The 17,412-nt window shown below is 61.6% G+C and carries 19 protein-coding genes; 9 read left to right on the forward strand and 10 right to left on the reverse strand.

Annotated elements, in window-relative coordinates:
• Window positions 1-22 precede the first annotated feature (22 nt).
• A complete protein-coding gene (locus tag BLW80_RS14125) occupies window positions 23-772 on the reverse strand; it encodes a GntR family transcriptional regulator (RefSeq protein ID WP_093758449.1) in 750 nt (249 codons plus the stop codon).
• A 135-nt stretch (window positions 773-907) separates the two neighbouring features.
• On the opposite strand from BLW80_RS14125, the gene BLW80_RS14130 reads away from it, so the two are divergent.
• The 3 genes from BLW80_RS14130 to BLW80_RS14140 are packed head-to-tail and all read left to right on the forward strand — an operon-like array spanning window position 908 to window position 4,668.
• The gene (locus BLW80_RS14130; protein WP_093758450.1) at window positions 908-2,257 is read left to right on the forward strand and encodes a class-II fumarase/aspartase family protein; all 1,350 of its coding nucleotides are present in this window, start codon (window positions 908-910) and stop codon (window positions 2,255-2,257) included.
• A gap of 26 nt (window positions 2,258-2,283) precedes the next feature.
• Window positions 2,284-3,270, forward strand: a complete 987-nt coding sequence (locus BLW80_RS14135) for a tripartite tricarboxylate transporter substrate-binding protein (protein WP_502688615.1) — start codon at window positions 2,284-2,286, stop codon at window positions 3,268-3,270.
• 9 nt (window positions 3,271-3,279) lie between these two features.
• Window positions 3,280-4,668, forward strand: coding sequence for a class II fumarate hydratase (locus BLW80_RS14140; RefSeq protein WP_093758452.1), 1,389 nt, complete (start codon window positions 3,280-3,282; stop codon window positions 4,666-4,668).
• Window positions 4,669-4,677: 9 nt separating this feature from the next.
• Here the strand turns inward: BLW80_RS14140 and BLW80_RS14145 are convergent, their stop codons facing one another.
• Together BLW80_RS14145 and efp are read right to left on the reverse strand one after the other, a co-directional pair.
• Entirely contained in the window at window positions 4,678-5,907 is a 1,230-nt protein-coding gene (locus BLW80_RS14145; RefSeq protein WP_093758453.1) for a lytic murein transglycosylase, read from the reverse strand.
• A 177-nt stretch (window positions 5,908-6,084) separates the two neighbouring features.
• On the reverse strand, window positions 6,085-6,651 hold the full coding sequence (efp, locus tag BLW80_RS14150) for an elongation factor P (RefSeq protein WP_068736546.1): 567 nt from the start codon (window positions 6,649-6,651) through the stop codon (window positions 6,085-6,087).
• A gap of 138 nt (window positions 6,652-6,789) precedes the next feature.
• On the opposite strand from efp, the gene epmA reads away from it, so the two are divergent.
• The 3 genes from epmA to BLW80_RS14165 are packed head-to-tail and all read left to right on the forward strand — an operon-like array spanning window position 6,790 to window position 9,258.
• The gene (gene epmA / locus BLW80_RS14155) at window positions 6,790-7,842 is read left to right on the forward strand and encodes an EF-P lysine aminoacylase EpmA (protein WP_093758454.1); all 1,053 of its coding nucleotides are present in this window, start codon (window positions 6,790-6,792) and stop codon (window positions 7,840-7,842) included.
• Entirely contained in the window at window positions 7,839-8,939 is a 1,101-nt protein-coding gene (locus tag BLW80_RS14160) for a lysine-2,3-aminomutase-like protein (RefSeq protein WP_093758455.1), read from the forward strand. The genes epmA and BLW80_RS14160 overlap by 4 nt, the downstream gene beginning before the upstream one ends.
• Before the next feature lie 40 nt (window positions 8,940-8,979).
• Window positions 8,980-9,258: a hypothetical protein gene (locus tag BLW80_RS14165; RefSeq protein ID WP_081422013.1), complete on the forward strand. Its 279-nt coding sequence runs from the start codon at window positions 8,980-8,982 to the stop codon at window positions 9,256-9,258.
• A gap of 23 nt (window positions 9,259-9,281) precedes the next feature.
• Here BLW80_RS14165 and BLW80_RS14170 read toward each other — a convergent pair whose 3' ends face one another.
• Together BLW80_RS14170 and BLW80_RS14175 are read right to left on the reverse strand one after the other, a co-directional pair.
• Window positions 9,282-9,857 (reverse strand): HdeD family acid-resistance protein, encoded by a 576-nt coding sequence (locus BLW80_RS14170; RefSeq protein WP_089264182.1) that lies wholly within the window; start codon window positions 9,855-9,857, stop codon window positions 9,282-9,284.
• A gap of 123 nt (window positions 9,858-9,980) precedes the next feature.
• Window positions 9,981-11,006, reverse strand: coding sequence for a PrsW family glutamic-type intramembrane protease (locus tag BLW80_RS14175; RefSeq protein ID WP_093758456.1), 1,026 nt, complete (start codon window positions 11,004-11,006; stop codon window positions 9,981-9,983).
• 156 nt (window positions 11,007-11,162) lie between these two features.
• Between BLW80_RS14175 and BLW80_RS14180 the strand changes: the two genes are divergently transcribed.
• Window positions 11,163-11,423 carry a hypothetical protein gene (locus BLW80_RS14180; protein WP_068736902.1) on the forward strand — a complete coding sequence of 87 codons (261 nt, stop codon included), beginning with the start codon at window positions 11,163-11,165 and terminating at the stop codon, window positions 11,421-11,423.
• 3 nt (window positions 11,424-11,426) lie between these two features.
• On the opposite strand, the gene BLW80_RS14185 is transcribed toward BLW80_RS14180, so the two are convergent.
• Window positions 11,427-11,717, reverse strand: coding sequence for a hypothetical protein (locus BLW80_RS14185; RefSeq protein WP_175368942.1), 291 nt, complete (start codon window positions 11,715-11,717; stop codon window positions 11,427-11,429).
• A gap of 183 nt (window positions 11,718-11,900) precedes the next feature.
• On the opposite strand from BLW80_RS14185, the gene BLW80_RS14190 reads away from it, so the two are divergent.
• Window positions 11,901-12,494 carry a DedA family protein gene (locus BLW80_RS14190; protein WP_093758457.1) on the forward strand — a complete coding sequence of 198 codons (594 nt, stop codon included), beginning with the start codon at window positions 11,901-11,903 and terminating at the stop codon, window positions 12,492-12,494.
• A 21-nt stretch (window positions 12,495-12,515) separates the two neighbouring features.
• Here the strand turns inward: BLW80_RS14190 and BLW80_RS14195 are convergent, their stop codons facing one another.
• Together BLW80_RS14195 and BLW80_RS14200 are read right to left on the reverse strand one after the other, a co-directional pair.
• Window positions 12,516-12,752 (reverse strand): hypothetical protein, encoded by a 237-nt coding sequence (locus BLW80_RS14195; RefSeq protein ID WP_068736536.1) that lies wholly within the window; start codon window positions 12,750-12,752, stop codon window positions 12,516-12,518.
• Between the two features lie 135 nt (window positions 12,753-12,887).
• Entirely contained in the window at window positions 12,888-13,439 is a 552-nt protein-coding gene (locus BLW80_RS14200; protein ID WP_244528231.1) for a hypothetical protein, read from the reverse strand.
• A gap of 212 nt (window positions 13,440-13,651) precedes the next feature.
• Between BLW80_RS14200 and BLW80_RS14205 the strand changes: the two genes are divergently transcribed.
• The gene (locus tag BLW80_RS14205; RefSeq protein WP_244528232.1) at window positions 13,652-15,049 is read left to right on the forward strand and encodes a site-specific integrase; all 1,398 of its coding nucleotides are present in this window, start codon (window positions 13,652-13,654) and stop codon (window positions 15,047-15,049) included.
• Between the two features lie 174 nt (window positions 15,050-15,223).
• On the opposite strand, the gene BLW80_RS14210 is transcribed toward BLW80_RS14205, so the two are convergent.
• Both BLW80_RS14210 and cax read right to left on the reverse strand, forming a co-directional pair.
• The gene (locus BLW80_RS14210; RefSeq protein ID WP_093758459.1) at window positions 15,224-16,078 is read right to left on the reverse strand and encodes a metal-dependent phosphohydrolase; all 855 of its coding nucleotides are present in this window, start codon (window positions 16,076-16,078) and stop codon (window positions 15,224-15,226) included.
• Window positions 16,079-16,306: 228 nt separating this feature from the next.
• On the reverse strand, window positions 16,307-17,407 hold the full coding sequence (gene cax / locus BLW80_RS14215) for a calcium/proton exchanger (RefSeq protein WP_093758460.1): 1,101 nt from the start codon (window positions 17,405-17,407) through the stop codon (window positions 16,307-16,309).
• Window positions 17,408-17,412 lie beyond the last annotated feature (5 nt).

Below are 17,412 nucleotides of genomic sequence, written 5' to 3' on the forward strand. Positions count from 1 at the left end.
ACTTCAGCTGCATTCTCCCACTTTACTCCTGCACGCGTTCTCGCCTTAGCAGCCGCGTCGAATACCGATACCGGTCCGCCGGATGAATACTGAGCGAGACTTCAGCCAGCTCGTTTGACGCGAACAGATACTGCCGCCGAATGGACAGCGCATGCGCGCCAGCCGTTGCCTTCAGCGGCTCCGCCATCGCGTCCGACACGCCAACCGCAGAGATGTCCTGGCGGATCTCAACGAAGCGTCGTCCCGAGATTTTCTCGACGAGCGTGCCGAAGATTTCGTGATGCCCGCCCATCTTCGCGCGCACCTCGTCGGCGAAGGCGCCGTCGATATAGACATCGGTCCAGCAGATCGGCGTCTGTGTGACGTCGCCGGGAATCGTGCGCAGACTTGAGATACACAGCCAGCGGCGACCCGGTCGGCATCCGAGCTGGCTGGCCAGCTCGCTGTCCGCAACAATGTCGGCGACATGCTGCACGTGTCGTTCGGTCTCGGTGCCGAACTGCTGTACCGCCTCGATTGTATTGAGTGCCTGAGTAAAGCCATCACGGCCCTTGGCGGGAGAGGCCGCCTCGACGCGCGTGCCCGCATTACGTTTTCGGCTGACCAAGCCGGACGCCTGAAGCTCCTGCATCGCCGCGCGCACGGTTGATCGGCTCACGGCGAACTGGTCCGCCAGCTCGAACTCTGTCGGCAGCACGGACCCGACCGGATGCCGTCCGTCTGCAATGGCCTCGGTCAGTGCTCGGGCCACGAACGCGTAACGCTTTTCCACCGTCGTCCCTCGACCCCTAAGTCCCTGATCGCAGGATGGAAGCCTGATTGGCGACCATCCCGTCAAGGAAGGAGATTGACACACAGTTTATGTTCGGACAATTTAATATGTACGAACATAATAAGAGGAAGCGTTATGGGCAGCACGGTTTTCGATTCGGTCCTGTTTCGGGACATGTTCGGCACCGCGGAAATGCGGGCGGTCTTCGCCGACGTAGCCCTGGTCGGCCGCTACATCGAGGCCGAAGTCGCGCTGGCCCGCGCCCAGGCCCGTCTCGGCGTTGTCCCCAAGGAAGCCGCGCAGGCCATCGAGGCCGCCGCCAAATCGATCCGGATCGATTTCGACAAGCTCCGAGCTGAGACCGAAATCGTCGGCTACCCGATCCTGCCGCTGGTCCATCAGCTCTCCGAAGCCGCAGGAGAGGCGGGCCGCTACGTCCACTGGGGTGCGACCACCCAGGACATCATGGATACCGCCAACGTCTTGCAGATCCGCGCGGCCTTGCAGATCGTTGCGCGCGATCTGTGCGAGGTCCGCGACATCCTCGCTACCATGGCGAAAAAATATCGCGACACGCCGATGGCCGGGCGCACCCATCTGCAGCAGGCGCTGCCGGTGACCTTCGGCTACAAGGCTGCCGTCTGGCTGTCCTCCATCGATCGGCACATTGAGCGCGTCGATCAGGCATTGCCGCGCATCCTGCTCGGCGAGTTCTCCGGCGCCGCGGGGACGCTCGCATCGGTGGGCGAGGGCGGCCTGGAGATGCAAAAGCTGTTCTGCGAGGAGCTCGGCCTGCATCAGCCCTCGATCACCTGGCATGTCGCCCGCGACGGCATCGCCGAGGCGGTCACGCTGCTTGGCCTGATCACCGGTACGCTCGGCAAGATCGCTACCGACGTCATGCTGTTGTCATCGTCCGAATTCGGCGAAGTGTCTGAGCCTTTCGTGCCCGGTCGCGGGGCGTCATCGACGATGCCGCAAAAGCGTAACGCGATTTCAAGCGAACTGATGCTCGCCGCTGCCAAGGCGGTGCGCCAGCATGTCGCGACCATGCTCGACGGCATGATCCATGATCTGGAACGTGCAACGGGGCCTTGGCATCTCGAATGGGTGTCGTTGCCGGAGAGCTTCCTGCTCACTGCCTCGTCGCTGGCAAATGCCAAATTCATGCTGGCCGGACTCGTGGTTCACGAAAAGCGCATGCTGGAGAATTTGGATCTGACACGCGGCCTTATCGTCGCCGAAGCTGTGATGATGGCAGCGGCGCCGAAACTCGGCCGCCAGCATGCGCATGACGTCGTCTACGACGCCTGCCGCAAGGCGATCGAAGGCGGCGGACAGCTTGCGGATATCCTCGCCGAGGTTCCGGAAATTACCGAAGCGCTTGGCGGCAAGGATGCCATCCGGCGTCACTGCGACCCGGCCAACTATCTCGGCCTCTGCGGTCCGATGGTCGATCGCGTGCTGAGCATGAGCGGACACTGAAACAACACACACACAACAGGGGAGGAATTTCGATGACGAGGAACATTTTGACGACCACATTCGTGCTCGCCGGTGCACTGCTGGCCGGCCCAAGCCTGGCGCAGGATTATCCGACCCGTACCATCACCATGAACATGCCGTATTCGGCAGGTGGCCCCGGCGACACCATCGCGCGGCTGCTGGCGCAGGGCATGAGCGGCCCGCTGAAGCAGCAGGTCATCGTCGAGAACACGACGGGTGCCGGAGGCTCCATCGGCAGCGCCAAGGTCGCCGCCTCGCCGCCGGACGGCTACAATCTGCTGCTGATCCATATCAGCCACGCGACCAATCCCGCGCTGTATCCCAAGCTCAAATACGATCCGATCAAGGACTATGAGCCGATCGGCCTCGCTGTCGATCTGCCGTCAGTATTCGTGGCACGCAAGGATCTCCCGGCAGCCAATCTCGCCGAGCTGATCGCCTGGATGAAGACGAACAAGGAGAAAGTGAACTACGCGCATGCCGGCATCGGATCGGCGTCGCATCTGTGCGGTCTGCTGCTCAATGCAGCGACCGGTACGCAGCCTACCCAGATCGCCTATCGCGGCGCTGGTCCGGCGATGAACGACATGATGAGCGGACAGGTCGATGTCATGTGCGACCAGATCGTCAACGTGGTCGGCAATGTCGACGGCGGCACGATCAAGGGCTACGCCGTCACCAGCACCGAGAAGGCGCCGGCGCTGCCAAAACTGCCCACGACAGCCGAAGCCGGCTTGCCGGGCTTTACCTACACCGTCTGGTACGGCCTGTTCGCGCCGAAGGGCACACCCAAGCCGATCATCGACAAACTCGTTGCGGCGTTGAACGTGGCGCTGAAGGACGAGACTGTGAAGAGCCGGCTTGCCGGGCTCGGCGTGCAGCCAGTGGCGCCGGAACGGGCGACGCCCGATGCGCTGGCCGCGCATCTGAAATCCGAGATCGACAAGTGGACGCCGATCATCAAGGCGGCGGGCGTTGTCGGCGCGCAGTGAGCCAGACTCGTGAGTGACGTTCGCACGGAACATGACTCCTTCGGCACCATCGCGGTGCCGACGGACCGCTATTGGGGCGCGCAGACCCAACGCGCGCTTGAGGTCTTCCAGGTTAGCGATGAGCGTTTCCCGGTCGCGCTGATCCGTGCATTCGCCCTGCAGAAGATCGCGGCCGTTCGCGCCAATCTGCAACTCGGGACGATCACGCCGGAGATCGCAGCGCCGATCGAAACAGCGGCACTCGAACTTCAGAAAGGCCGTTTCGACGATCATTTCCCGTTGCCGATCTGGCAGACTGGCTCCGGCACCCAGACCAACATGAACGCCAATGAGGTGATCGCAAACCGCGCCAATGAATTGCTGGGCCAGCCGCTTGGGACCAAATCACCCGTTCATCCCAACGATCACGTCAATTGCTCACAGTCATCGAACGACAGCTTTCCGACCGTGATGCATGTGGCAACGGCGCTGGAGTTGCGCGGGCGCTTGCTCCCGGCCTTAAAGACGCTACGCGATGATCTTCGCGCCAAGGCGGACGCGTTCTCTGACGTCGTGAAGATCGGACGCACGCATCTGATGGATGCCGTGCCGATGACCATGGGGCAGGCCTTCGATGCCTTCGCCCGTCAGATCGGCCATGCGATTGACCGCATCGAAGCAGTGTTTCCGCGTCTGCTGATGCTGCCCCAGGGCGGCACGGCCGTCGGCTCGGGGCTCAATGCGCCAAAGGGATTCGACAGCGCCTTTTGCGAGCACCTGAACGCACTGACCGGCGTTGCATTCGTCCCGAACCCGAGCAAGTTCGAAGGCATGGGTGCACATGACGCGCTTGTCGAAGTGTCAGGCACGCTTAACGGCCTGGCTGTGACGCTGCTGAAGATCGCGAACGACGTGCGCTTCCTCGGTTCGGGTCCGCGCTGCGGACTCGGTGAGCTTGTCATCCCGCATGACGGGCTGACGTCGTCGATCATGCCAGGCAAACGCAATCCCACCATCGCTGAGATGCTTGCGCAGGTGTGTTTTCAGGTGACGGGTAACAACGCCGTCGTCACCGCAGCCAGCGCATCCGGCAATTTCGAGCTCAACGTTGCCAAGCCGGTGATCATCTACAATGTTCTGCAGTCGATCCGCATCCTCGCCGATGGCATCGATGTCTTTACGTCCCGATTAATCCGCGATCTCGACGTCGATCGGCGACAGCTCGCCGCGAATGTCGCCAACGCGCCGCTGCTCGCGACAGCGCTCAATCCGGTGATCGGCTACGACAAGGTCGCGCTCATCACAGCCAAGGCGCTGGACGAGTCCATCACACCGCGCGAAGCAGCGATCGCGCTAGGACTGCTCTCGGGTGAAGACTACGATCGTTACGTCGATCCGCAGCGGATGGCGTGCATTTGACGGAACGGCTCAGCCGCCTTGCCGCAACCGCGCGAGCACCTTCAGCCCGCCATAGCCATCCGCCGGCAGCAGTCCCGCCTTCGTCTGGAAATCACGCACCGCCTTCATCGTGTCGTTGCCAACGCGGCCATCCGTGCCGCCGGTATCAAAACCGGCGCGGGTGAGGCGTGTCTGCACTTCCTGCACTTCGGCGAGTGTGAGCGCGCGTTCCGAGCCGGGGAACGGCTGGATGAAAGGCGGCGCGCCGAGAATGCGATCGCCGAGATGGCAGATCGCCAGCGCATAATTCATCGACGGGTTATAGCTGCGCACGGCGTAGAAGCCCTGGCCGAGCAGGAAGGCCGGACCGCCCTGCACAGGCACCCAGAGCTTGGCATTGGCAGTGGCCTGCGGGAACGGCTGTCCATCGGCGCGCGTAACGCCGGCTGCGGACCATGCTGCAAAACTGCGATTGCTATCCGATGAGCTGGCGCCATTGGCGCGGACTTCATAGCCCCAGTGTTCGCCGCGCGGATATTTGCCGCGATTAACGAGGAAGCGTGCGCTTGAGCCCAGCGCATCGTCAGGCTTGCCGAACGGCGAGACGCGGCCGTCGCGGTCATAGTCGATGCCGACATTGAGCCAGACTTCCGGCATCCATTGCGTGTGGCCCATTGCACCGGCCCAGGAGCCGCGCATCTCGTCGGGCGTACCCCAGCCCTTATCGACGATCTTCAGCGCGTTGATGAGTTCGGTTTCCCAATAGGCGCGGCGGCGCGGCTCGTTCCACGCCAGTGCGGCCAGCGACGGAAACACCGGGCGCATATGGTTCTGCTGCACGATGGGATCGCCATAGGCGGACTCGACGCCCCACAGCGCCAGCAACGTGCCGCGCTCGACGCCGAAGTCGCGCTCGATACGGTCGAACACGGCTTCGTTCTTGCGCAGCGCGTCCTTGCCGGCGGCGATGCGCCAGTCGGAGGCGCGGCGGTTGATGTATTGCCAGAGCTGCTCGTGAAATTCCGGCTGCTTCTGCATCTTGGTGAACACGGACATGTCCGGCTCGATACGGCCCATCACGCGCGAATAGGTCGCGTCGGAGACGCCTTTGGCAATTGCCTTTGCACGAAAGCCGTCGCGCCACGCGTCGAAGCCCGCGGGGGCCGCAGAGGCGGTCCCGGGCATGGCCAGCAGCGCGCCAGCACCCAGGCCGGATCGGAGCAGGCGGCGTCGGTCGATCAGGGAATCGCGCGTGGTCATGCCCCATTGTAGCCGCATGATTTGCGCGGCGGCAGGGGCAATGCGTCGCGGCGCGGGGAGGCCGTCAACATATTGAAGTCACGCATGAAAAAGACCGCCGGGGGCCTTTTTTGGCTTCCGGCGGTCTTGCGAAAAAGGTGAGGCCGACTTGCGGCAATCTTGCGACGGCGGGAGCTGTTAGTCCTTGGCGCGTTCGATGTAGGAGCCGTCCTCGATCAGCACCACGATGCGGGTGCCGGTACCAACATGCGGCGGCACGTTGGTGCGGACGCCGTTGGACAGCATGGCAGGCTTGTAGGACGACGACGCGGTCTGGCCCTTGGTCACCGGCTCGGTATCGACGACTTCGAGGGTCGCGCGCTGCGGCATCTGGATCGCCACCGGAACGAGGCCGTGCAGCGACAGCTTTACGGTCATGTTCTCCTGCAGATAGGGCTCGGCATCGCCGATGACGTCCTTCTGCACCTGAACCTGGTCGTAATTGTCGTTGTTCATGAAATGGAAGCCGTCGGCATCCTTGTAGAGGTAATTGAAGTTCTGGTCTTCAATCGTCGCCTTTTCCACCTGGTCAGTGGTCTTGTAGCGCTCCGAGATCTTCACACCGTCGCTGATTCGGCGCATTTCGATCTGGCTGACCGGGGTTCCCTTGCCGGGGTGGATGTTCTCCGCGGACAGAACCACGTAGAGCTTGCCTTCCTGCTCGATGACGTTGCCCTTGCGAATAGAACTGGCGATGACTTTCACAGATATGTTTCCTAGATTTCAGGCCCGGGACCGATCCGGACGTGTGTGTCCTGTGGCCAGCGAAGCGGTTTCGGGGGGCAACATACTGATTTCACGCGGCGATGCCAGCGTTTTGCAACCCAAAAGGGCCGTTTGCCGATGACTGGAACCGACCGTCCGTCGCCCTGGTGGAGCCCGGCGCGGCACCAGGACCGCCGGGGCTTCCTGCTGGCGCGGGGAGCGATCACGAAGAGTATCCGGACGTGGTTTGAGGCTCAGGGCTTCCTGGAGGTCGAGACTGGCGTCCTGCAGGTCTCACCGGGCAATGAGACCCATCTGCATGCGCCAAAGACGACATTGATCGACCGCGACGGCGAGCGGTTCTCGCGGTATTTACGAACATCGCCGGAATTCGCCTGCAAGAAGCTGCTGGCGGCGGGCGAGACGAAAATCTTCGAATTCGCCCGGGTGTTTCGCGACCGGGAGCGCGGTGACAAGCACCTGCCTGAATTCACGATACTGGAATGGTATCGTGCCGAGGAGAGCTATGAGGCTGTGATCGCCGATTGCGTAGCGATCATTGCATGCGCGGCGCAGGCGACAGGCATCACGCAGTTTACGTTTCGCGGTCAGGTTGCCGATCCGTTTGCCGAGCCGGAGATGTTGACCGTGGCAGCGGCCTTCACGCGTTTTGCGGATATCGATCTGCTTGCGAGCATCGATGGCGCCGAGGGCGATCGCGCTAAGCTGGCGGCGGCTGCAACTGGCAAGGTGCGGATCAGCGATGACGATACGTGGTCGGATATTTTCAGCAAGATTCTGGTCGAACATGTCGAGCCGCATCTCGGGCTGGGACGGATGACCGTGCTGTTTGAATACCCGTCGCCGGAAGCGGCATTGGCGCGCACCAAAGAAGGTGACCGACGCGTGGCCGAACGCTTCGAGGTCTATGCCTGCGGCGTCGAACTCGCCAACGGTTTTGGCGAGCTGACGGATGCTGACGAACAGCGCCGCCGCTTCACGGAAGCCATGGACGAAAAAGAGCGTCGCTATGGCGAGCGCTATCCGCTCGATGAGGAGTTTCTTGAGGCCGTCGCAACGATGCCGCCTGCATCCGGTGTTGCACTCGGATTCGACCGGCTGGTGATGCTGGCGTCGGGCGCGACGCGGATCGATCAGGTGGTGTGGACGCCGCCGGCAGGTGTGTCATGAACCGTCACGTGAAAGTTGCGACGACCCTGCGGCAAGCCAGCGACCTGATCGAAAACGGTCTCGCGCCAGCCTCGACGCTGGCCGATCTGGAGAAAGTCGCCGCGCGTTATGCGGTCGCGGTGACGCCGGCCGTAGCCGCACTGATCGACAGCAGCGATCCCGACGATCCGATCGCGCGCCAGTACATTCCGAGTGTGGATGAACTGAACGCGCAGCCCGAAGAGAACGCTGATCCGATCGGTGATCACGCCCATGCGCCAATCGACGGCATCGTGCATCGCTATCCCGACCGTGTACTGTTCAAGCTGGTACATGTCTGCGCGGTGTATTGCCGGTTCTGTTTCCGCCGCGAGATGGTGGGGCCGGGCAAGGAGACCGCGCTGTCGCGTGAGGCTTATGCAGCGGCGCTGGATTACATCCGCAGCCATGACGAGATCTGGGAGGTAATCCTCACCGGCGGCGATCCCCTGATGCTGTCGCCGCGGCGATTGAGCGAGATCATGGCGGATCTCGCTGATATCCCGCATGTAAGGATCATTCGATTGCATACGCGGGTCCCCGTGGCTGATCCCGGCCGCGTGAGTGCGGAAATGGTGGATGCATTGAAAGTCACGGGCGCTAGCACATGGGTGGCGCTGCATGCCAATCATCCGCGCGAGCTGACGGATGCTGCACGTGCGGCCTGCGCGCTGATGGTGGATGCCGGCATTCCCATGGTGAGCCAGTCGGTATTGCTGCGCGGCGTCAATGACGATGCGGCGACGCTGACGGCACTGATGCGCGGTTTCGTCGAGTGCCGCATCAAGCCCTATTATCTGCATCACGGCGACCTCGCGCCTGGCACCGCACATTTGCGCACCAGCATCGCGGAGGGACAGGCCTTGATGCGCGCTATTCGAGGCAATGTTTCCGGATTGTGCCAGCCGGATTATGTGCTCGATATTCCCGGCGGTTATGGCAAGGCGCCGATCGGTCCCGAATATTTGTCCGAGAATTCTTCAGTCAACCTCAAGCCTGACGGTGAAGCTTCTGCGGAATCGGTCTATCGTGTTGTGGATTACTGCGGCGACGTTCATATCTATCCACCGAAGCCGTAGCGATCGGCTTACACGCGCCACCTGGTGTCGGAGACAAAAAATGAAAACATTGTTCGTGATGACGGCAGGCCTGTTCGTTCTCGGCCATTCGCTGGCTCTGGCGCAGGATTCGTCCCGCAACCTGCCACCCAAGGGCCTGCGCTCGCAGCCGACCACACAGACCAACAGCGGCGGTGCTCTGCCAGAGGCTCCCGTCGGCCATCGCCAGCCGCGCCCGGGCGATTTGCCGCCGGAGACCGGCAAGAACGATCCGTCCCGCATCGACGCGCAGGATCGCGAGCTTGATCGCATGATCAAGAATATCTGCAAGGGCTGCTGAGTCCCTGCAGACAGTTGGCGGGGTCAGGCCTTCTTGCGGGCGGCCATCGCCAAGCCGATCAGCGAAGCGCCGCCGATCACCAGATTGATGCCGACCATCAAGCCGATGGCCCAGGCTGCCGTGCCGGGCAGGCCCGAGATGATGATGAAGGCGATCACGATATCCATCAGGCCGGAGAAGGCCATCCAGCTCCAGCGCTCCGACAGTTCCTTGCGATGCTGGAGCGCGTACATGATGGTCGCTACGCCCTCGGCGAGGAAATAGACGCCAACCACGAATGTCAGTGTCAGCGTGCTTTCGGCCGGGCGCGTAAGCAGAATGATGCCGGCGCCGATGCCGAGGATTGCTGAAATCAGCGACCAGATGAAGCCTGGTGTCTGACGGGCCCAGAAAGTCATCAGCAGCGCGGCAACGCCCGAGATGAAGAACATCCAGCCCAGCATGACGGTGACGGCGATGCTGGCCACCTGCGGCACGATCATTGCGGCGAAGCCGAGGATCACCAGCACTATGCCCTCGATTAGAAATGCCTTCCAGTGCGCGCGCACGGCGTCGCTCATCTTCGATTGCAGCTCGGCGAGGTTGGGCGGCATGGTCATGGCGGCAATGTCCTGATCGGGCCGGCAGCATGCTGGCCGTAGCTTGCATTTATCCGCTCACACGCGGAAGCGTGCAAGTTTGTTGATCGGGAATAGCTCGAATGTCGCGTGAGGTCTTGAACGTTACGACTGCGCGGTCATGGCTGGCGCGGCCGTGCGCATGCGGTTGCGCCCGAGAATATAGGCTGTCGTCGTCAGCACCAGCAGCACGGCGCCGATGGCGATGGATGCCAGACCGAGTGGGATCAGCACCATGGTGACGTTGCGCGCCGGGTTCGTAAACCAGTGATGAATCGAGGTCAGCAAAAAGGCTGTGCCGGCAAAGCCCGCGCCGCCGCCGGCGACCAGCAGCGCCCACATGCCGCGCAACTGGCTGAGCCGCTCGCGTGACACCTCGGTATGTGGCGCATGATGCGCGCCGATCCGCCTGACCAGCCGCGCCGCCAACGCAATGGTGCCGAAGCCGATCACCACGCCGGCGGCCTCGAGCACGCGGCGCATCACGCCGACGATCTCCGGATGTCGCTGCAGCGTCAGCAAAGGAAGATCGAAACAAGCATGCAGCGTCACTGGCGCGAGAACAATGAGCATGGGCGTGCGAATGAAGGCCCAGCCGTCGCGGCGATGGGCGCCGAGCGCACGGCCGGAGCGGGTGATGGCGATGTAAGCGCCGGCGATGACGCCGAGCGCGCCGTGAAATGGTACGGTCAGTACGCTGCGCAGCACCGCGAGCGTCCGCCACATCTCGGGATATTGCAGGAGATAGACGAGATTCTCGTAGGCGGCGAAGCCGAGGCCGGCGGCGGCGCCATAAACCACCGTGTCCATTGGATCGGCCGTCCGGGCGCGCTGGGTGGACACCGCGATGATGACGAAGATCTTCACGATCTCCTCCGGCGCGGCGACGCCAAACACAGCGTGGAGCACCATGGCCAGGGTCGGGTTGTCCGTAAGACCCGGAATTGCTGCGAACAGCGCGCGGGCATAGCCGAGCAGGGAGATGCTGGCGGCCCCCAGCAGGAATGACGCCCAGACCAACCCGGGCGGCCCCGGCCGTTCATCGGCAGCAATCACCAGCCACAGCAACAGCAGAGCTGGTGCCACGGCGGCGATACCGATCACGGTGGGGAGCGATTCGAGCAGGTTCATGGAACTTAATTATAGACGGCCGGGCAGACCGAAAAGAGTGACTCTTGCGGGAGCCGCCTGCGACAAAAGAGAAGCTAGCGGGCCCGGGCCAGGGCCGGAACCAATCAGTGTTCGGTCGATTGGGCTGACACAGCTCATGCCGCACGGGAAATGACCATGGCCGACGACGCAAAGACACCCCCCTACATCTACGAAGGCGTCGAGCCCGTGCCTGAGGCCAGGTCGACAATCACAGAAACGATCACGGATGTGAAAGAGGCGGTGACCGAGACCGCGCACCGCATCGGCGGTGCCATCGAGTCCGGCAAGAAGCCAGGCATGCCCTTGAGCATCCTGGCCAATGTTGCGCGTGAAGCGCCGCTGGGGTCGCTGCTGGTTGCTTTTCTGCTCGGCGTCGCCGTGGCGCGCCGGCGCTAGGCGTCAGCGAATCCGGGCCGGCACCAGATTGACCGGCTTCGTGGTCCGTAGCGATGCCGGCTGATAGGCCGAGGCAGGCGCAAAGACCGACTTGCAGCCATCGCTTAGCTGAGACTTGTTGCGGATCATGCAAGCCGTGACGCGATCGACATCCGGGATTTCCGAACTGCACAGTCGCATCGCATCGCCCGTGCAAAGCTGTTCCTGTTCGGCGCTGTAGGCGTGGCAGACGGTGGTCAGCATGCCGAATGCAAGAACAGTGGCGGCGGCGAGCTTCGCGGTGGTGAATGTCATCGTGTGTCCCTCGATCTTGTGTCCATCCGTGCGCCGATCGGCGCGTCGTTGGAGCAATGGGATAGAGGGCGTTCGCTTCAGGCAGTTTGCGCGGAGGCGAGGAAACGGTTTCTTCGACCGCGGTTTTGTTTCATTGCTGGTGATGGACGAAACACAGCGCGCCGGTTCGGAATCTCCTCCCTGATGGACATCATTCAGAAAATCTCGGCGCTGATCGCGGCGCAAGCCGATTGGGCTGGGCCGCTTGGCTTCGTCATCGCCTTCTTCGGATGTCTGGTCGGCTCCAGTTTTGTCGTTCCGGCTGCGGCCATCGTGACGGCGACCGGCGTGCTGATCGGCGCCGGCGTGGTATCCTGGACTTTCGTCCTTTGGGCCATCGGCGGTGCGGTGCTCGGCATGAGCGTGTCCTATGAGCTCGGCAAACGGTGCGGGCCGAGGCTGCTGGAGATGCGGATGCTCCAATCGCGTCAGCAACTGGTGGCGCGGGTACGCGGGCTATTCGAGCGCTACGGCATCGCGGCGATCATGGTCGGTTATCATATCGGGCCGGCGCGCGCGCTGGTCACCAGCGTCGCGGGCATCGCCGGCATGCCGCGTCTGAAGTTCGAAACCGCCAGTATCGTGTCCGCAATGGTCTGGATCGTCGATCATGCCTTGATCGGCGTCATTCCCGGCACACTCATCGACGCCGACAGTCCATGGTTGCTCCCGGTGACACTGGGAGCGCCGGTCGTCGTGATCGTCCTCACCGTGTTGTTGCTGCGCAAGGCGTTCTAGCCACAGCGCCAACGCGTCGCATCACGCCGCCTTCGAGATCTTCTTCTTGAGATGTCCAGTGTCGTGATCGCGGCGGAGCTGACTGAGCGACGTGTCGTTGAGCTTCGGCAGCACTTCGCTGAGCGTGAGCGTGTCGGGATGCCCGGCTGCGAAGAACTTGCCGTAGATCTTGCGGAGTGTTGCCAGTGTGGTGCTGCCGTATTTCTCGGTCATCGCGCTGTCGTGCGCGTGAAGGTGATCGCCGCCGTCATGCTTCATGTCTCGCTCCCTGCCGGTATCGCATGATCTCGCACCTTGAGCAGTGCAGATTGCGTTCGGCCAGACAGACTAGGCGCGGTGCTGTGGAGAGTACAAGCAGTTCACGTGTGCTCGGGAACAATCGCGCGGGATGGCTTAGCCGCGCGCCCCGGGGCGCTTGCGCTGCACAACGATCTTCATCTTCTGACGGCCCTTGTTGGCGGCAGCGCGGGATCGTGAACGGCGCGGCTGCTCACGCGCGGCAGGCTTGTCGTCAGTCGCCGAGGTGCTGGCAAAAGACTGCCGGAGAGTGTCGAGCGTGGAGGTGAGGGCGCCGACCTGCTCGTTGAGCTTGCGCGCTTCGTTCTGCTGCGCTGTCATCAGACGCTGCATGGTCTGCAACTGATCCTGCACGACCTGAAGCTGATCGATCGACTGCTGCTGCGTGGCCTCGATGCCTTTGGTCTTTTCGATCAGCTGTTCGGACGCCTGCGCCACACGGGCCTGTTGCAGGCGCGATGCGGTGAGCCGCTCCGGCTCCGGCGTTGCGCCGCTATAGCTGCGCCACGTAAAGATGCCGCCGATGCCGATCACGACCAGAAACAGGGCCGCAGCCGCAACCATGATCGGCTGCTGGCTAATGCGCCAGGTGTGACTGGGTTCGGACGCGTAACTGTGCTGGGAAGCGCTCGGCATGATTTCGACCATGAAGCTCGAAGTCCTATGGCGTGTGATCGTTCCAATCCGCGACAAAACCATCCAGAACGCGTGAATTTCGGGAGGTTCGCGGCCAAGTTCAACGAAAATAAGGCTCGGGTGGCAATAACGTGGCCTAACCCAGGGCAGTGCGCGAATGGCGCTCCCTAGCAGTGCCAACGGGGGTGTGCATAACATCTTGAAGTAGCGAAGAAAAGTGCGAATTGTTTGACATTTTTTGGGTCTTCGCCGACAAAAACGTCCAACAAAACGTCCAACATGGGGCAGGGATGGGCGAACATTTGACTAAGCGCAACGGGACCTGGCACTTCGTGCGCCGCGTGCCGGAGGAGTTCGCGAGTTATGACAAACGCGGCATCGTGAAGCTGTCCACGAAGGTGCGCATTGCTCGTGACAGGCACGGACGGCGCGCCTCCCTGATCGCCGATCGGATGAATCTGGACCTCGAAGCCTACTGGCAGAAATGCGCCGCCGGTGAAGCTGGCAGAGCGGCTACGGACCACGCCGAAGCCGTCCGGCGGGCGCGCATCCTCGACCTTTCATATCGCCCCGCTGCGGTCGTGGCATTGGAAGCGCCGGCCGAGCTGAAGCGACGTATCGAAACCCTGGCTGAGGGCGACCGGCTGCATGATCCCGCGACGCGCGCGGCCGTGCTCGGTGGTGTCACTGAGCCGCTTATCAAGCTTTCGACCCTGTTCGCCGAATTCGAGGCGGCCACGGCAACTGAGCGGATGAACTATTCACCGAAGCAGCTTAAGAAATGGAAGGCTGGCAAAGAGCGCGCTATCGATATCCTGATCGAAGTGGTGACCGATAAGGCGCTGCAAGAGATGACCCGCGACGATGCCCTTAAGTACCGCGATCACTGGCAGGCCCGAGCCGTGAAGCGCGAAGTTGCCATCGGCACCGCAAACAAAAACATCACTCATATTCAGCGCATGGTTCGAACCGTCAGCCAGCGGCATCACCTGGACAAAGAGAGTTTGTTCGCCGGCCTGCGCCTCAGCGGCGGTGAGCGCGGGCAGCGCAAGCCGTTCGAGACCGCTTTTATCGTAGACACGATCCTGCGTTCGGGAGGCTTCGACGCGCTGAACGATCAGGCGACGGCAGCGGTGCATATCCTAATCAACACCGGCGCGCGACCCTGCGAGGTGCTGAACCTATTGCCGGCGAATATCGTGCTCGATGCCAATATTCCCTATATCCGAGTGGTTCCCGACGGACGCGTGCTGAAGACGGAATCGTCGGAGCGCGACATTCCTCTGGTCGGCATCGCTCTCGAAGCGATGCGACGCTTTCCGAAAGGCTTTGCGCGCTACTTTGACAACGAGGACAGTTTCTCGGCGGCGGTCAATAAACACATGAAGAAACACGGCATGAAGCCGTCGTCGCGCCATTCTGTCTATTCGTTCCGGCACAGCTTCAAGGATCGGCTGCGGGCGCTGGAATGTCCAGACGAATTGACGGACGAACTCATGGGACATTCTAGCGGTAAGCCACAATATGGCGACGGGCACGGCCTCCATCTCAAGCTCAAATATCTGCTGATGACCGCGCTTGCGCCTACCGAAGCGAGCGCCCCTTTGGAGGCGGTCGGCTGACCTCCACGTCGTCTGTACTAAAGTTTATAAGGCACACCGAATTCTGACTACGACGTCCTTGTTTTACGCGACGGCGGAGATCCGTCGCGAAAGCCGCGCTCAATGGCGGCGCAATGCTCTGAAGCATCGATGAGGTTCCTGATGCAGGCTAGGGGAGTACGTCAGTGTTTGTGTTTATCTCTGCGGCCCCGATAGGTTCACCTCACGCTCAGCCCGAAAAACATTGCTGTGCAGGCTGGCGATCCATTGTCGGCCGCTAGAGGTAACATTGAGATACCGGATCGCGAGCTGGATCTGCGGTGCAACGTTAGTCCAGTAGAACTGAGGAAATTTATAGACGATGTCAGCTGGCGTTGCATAGCCGAGTGCCTTGTTCAGTCCGATCTCCTCGAACTCATGGAATAGGGCGTTTGATTTCCTTATGTAATTGGGATCGCCGAGCTGACCGATCAGATCCGCAGCACGCAACAGCAATCCTTCTTCCTCGTCGAGGTCATCACCTTCTCCGTTTATCGCGTCGACGTAGGGAAAGCGCGTGTATTCAATGGCCCGGGCAATCCGGGCGGCGTCGACTTCCTCTACGGCATGGAGCCGCTCAATTACGAAGAGCTTTGAGCGGTCGACATGGTAGGGTGCGAGCGCGGCATCGGAGGATCCAACCGGCAATTCAATTTTGCGCCCAGTAAGGTCCGCAACATAAGCGCCGTCTTCATCGCCTTGGATAACGCCCCGCACATATCCAATGTCATGGGTAAGGCAGGCCATAATGAAGTTCGCATAGTCGGTTGCGGTGGTGGTACGTTGCAGGGCACGCCCAGCCAGGATGTCGTTCCCGACCAGCGTAACCAGCATGGTATGTTCGATATTGTGATAGAGTGCGTCACTATTCCCGATGCACTCCAATGCCAGCCTAGCTGCAAAGGGCAGCAATTTTGTCAAATCGGAATGCGAGGAGCGGAAGCGGTCTTCGGTTTCCCGCGCGAGAAATGAGCCAAGGGCTTGCGCCGTCAGTTGAGGAATTGTGATCATCTCGGCTCCCTATCTTGCCTAGTTGTTGTTGCACCATAATCGCCGGGTCCTCAGCGGTATCCTTCAGCATCGGCAAAGCCCTGAGTGCCTACGGATTTCAACGGATGCTGCTAGCGAGAGTCCCCTGAGAGTTGATTTCAATCAATGCTCTGAAAGTCAGGATCCGAAGCGTTCGATGTCAAATAGAGCTGAGCGCTAGCGCCCCGCTGTCCCCACCGAGCGCGTACTTCACCCCGCCCCTTGGCCCGTCGGCGGGACTACATACAGCGTCAGCGCAAAAACTGCATAAATGAAGATGAGCAGGGCGCCGACGAACCAGGCCGAGCGGCCACTGCTCGTAATGAAGCTCGCCGTCACGGTCGCAATCATGACCATGGTGACGGCGCCGGGCCAGAATTGCAGGCTCATCGGCATTGGCCCGACGACATAGCTGAGTAGCACCAGGGCGGGGGCGACGAAGAGCGCAATCTGGGAGGCGCTGCCAAGCGCGATGCTAACGCTCATGTCGAGGCGGTCCTTGCGTGCCGCAGAAAAGGCTACGGCAAACTCGGCGGCGGCCCCGACCATTGAGACAATGATAAAGCCAACGAAGGCCGGACTCATTCCAAATGTTGCTGCGGCCTTCTGCACTGACTCGACGAAAATCTCACTTACAAGTGCAACCAGCAGAGTGACAACAAGCAGTGTGCCCACCGCAAGGGCAATCGGCCAATGTTCCTCGCCTTCGCTATGCGCGGCGCCTGCGAACAATTCCTTGTGGGTCTTCAGCGAGAATAGCAGGCCGAGTGCGTAAGCAATGATGAGCAGGATGGCGAGGCCGATGCTGAGCTTCTGCATGACGGTCTCACCCTGCACAAGATCCAGGTCGGCGACTGCGGATGGGGCAAGCAGGGCGACGGTCGCCATGAGTAGGAGACCGGAGTAGAGCCGCGCGCCGGAGCGATTATATTCTTGGACATGGTAGCGCAGGCCGCCGAGGAGCAGACAGGCACCGAGCATGAAGAGGGCATTGGTGACAATCGCACCAGCAATTGACGCCTTCACCAGCATGTACTGGCCGGCACGTAGCGCGGTGATCGCAATGATCAGCTCCGTTAAGTTTCCCAGCGTCGCATTGAGCAATCCGCCGACGGCGTCACCGGTCTTGGCGGCAACCGCTTCGGTCGCGTGGCTGAGCAGGGCGGCCAGCGGCACGATGGCGAGAACCGAAAGCATGAACAGCAGCGTATGGGAATGCGGCGCTATTGCTTCCGTGACGAGTACGGCAGGCACGAAGATTAACATCCAAAGCAGCGGTGTGTGCTGAATTTGCTTGAGCAGGGGTTTCATGGCGG

The organism is Tardiphaga sp. OK245 (assembly GCF_900108575.1).
In the GTDB taxonomy this organism is placed as follows: Bacteria; Pseudomonadota; Alphaproteobacteria; order Rhizobiales; family Xanthobacteraceae; genus Tardiphaga; species Tardiphaga robiniae.

Excerpts from the sequence above, each read along its gene's own strand:
- BLW80_RS14190 (WP_093758457.1), top strand. The coding sequence starts at position 11,901 with ATGGACATCATTCAGAAAATCTCGGCGCTGATCGCGGCGCAAGCCGAT.
- cax (WP_093758460.1), bottom strand. The coding sequence starts at position 17,407 with ATGAAACCCCTGCTCAAGCAAATTCAGCACACACCGCTGCTTTGGATG.
- BLW80_RS14170 (WP_089264182.1), bottom strand. The coding sequence starts at position 9,857 with ATGACCATGCCGCCCAACCTCGCCGAGCTGCAATCGAAGATGAGCGAC.
- BLW80_RS14180 (WP_068736902.1), top strand. The coding sequence starts at position 11,163 with ATGGCCGACGACGCAAAGACACCCCCCTACATCTACGAAGGCGTCGAG.
- epmA (WP_093758454.1), top strand. The coding sequence starts at position 6,790 with ATGACTGGAACCGACCGTCCGTCGCCCTGGTGGAGCCCGGCGCGGCAC.
- BLW80_RS14145 (WP_093758453.1), bottom strand. The coding sequence starts at position 5,907 with ATGACCACGCGCGATTCCCTGATCGACCGACGCCGCCTGCTCCGATCC.
- BLW80_RS14210 (WP_093758459.1), bottom strand. The coding sequence starts at position 16,078 with ATGATCACAATTCCTCAACTGACGGCGCAAGCCCTTGGCTCATTTCTC.
- BLW80_RS14160 (WP_093758455.1), top strand. The coding sequence starts at position 7,839 with ATGAACCGTCACGTGAAAGTTGCGACGACCCTGCGGCAAGCCAGCGAC.
- BLW80_RS14175 (WP_093758456.1), bottom strand. The coding sequence starts at position 11,006 with ATGAACCTGCTCGAATCGCTCCCCACCGTGATCGGTATCGCCGCCGTG.
- BLW80_RS14195 (WP_068736536.1), bottom strand. The coding sequence starts at position 12,752 with ATGAAGCATGACGGCGGCGATCACCTTCACGCGCACGACAGCGCGATG.
- BLW80_RS14185 (WP_175368942.1), bottom strand. The coding sequence starts at position 11,717 with ATGACATTCACCACCGCGAAGCTCGCCGCCGCCACTGTTCTTGCATTC.
- BLW80_RS14130 (WP_093758450.1), top strand. The coding sequence starts at position 908 with ATGGGCAGCACGGTTTTCGATTCGGTCCTGTTTCGGGACATGTTCGGC.
- BLW80_RS14200 (WP_244528231.1), bottom strand. The coding sequence starts at position 13,439 with ATGGTCGAAATCATGCCGAGCGCTTCCCAGCACAGTTACGCGTCCGAA.
- BLW80_RS14165 (WP_081422013.1), top strand. The coding sequence starts at position 8,980 with ATGAAAACATTGTTCGTGATGACGGCAGGCCTGTTCGTTCTCGGCCAT.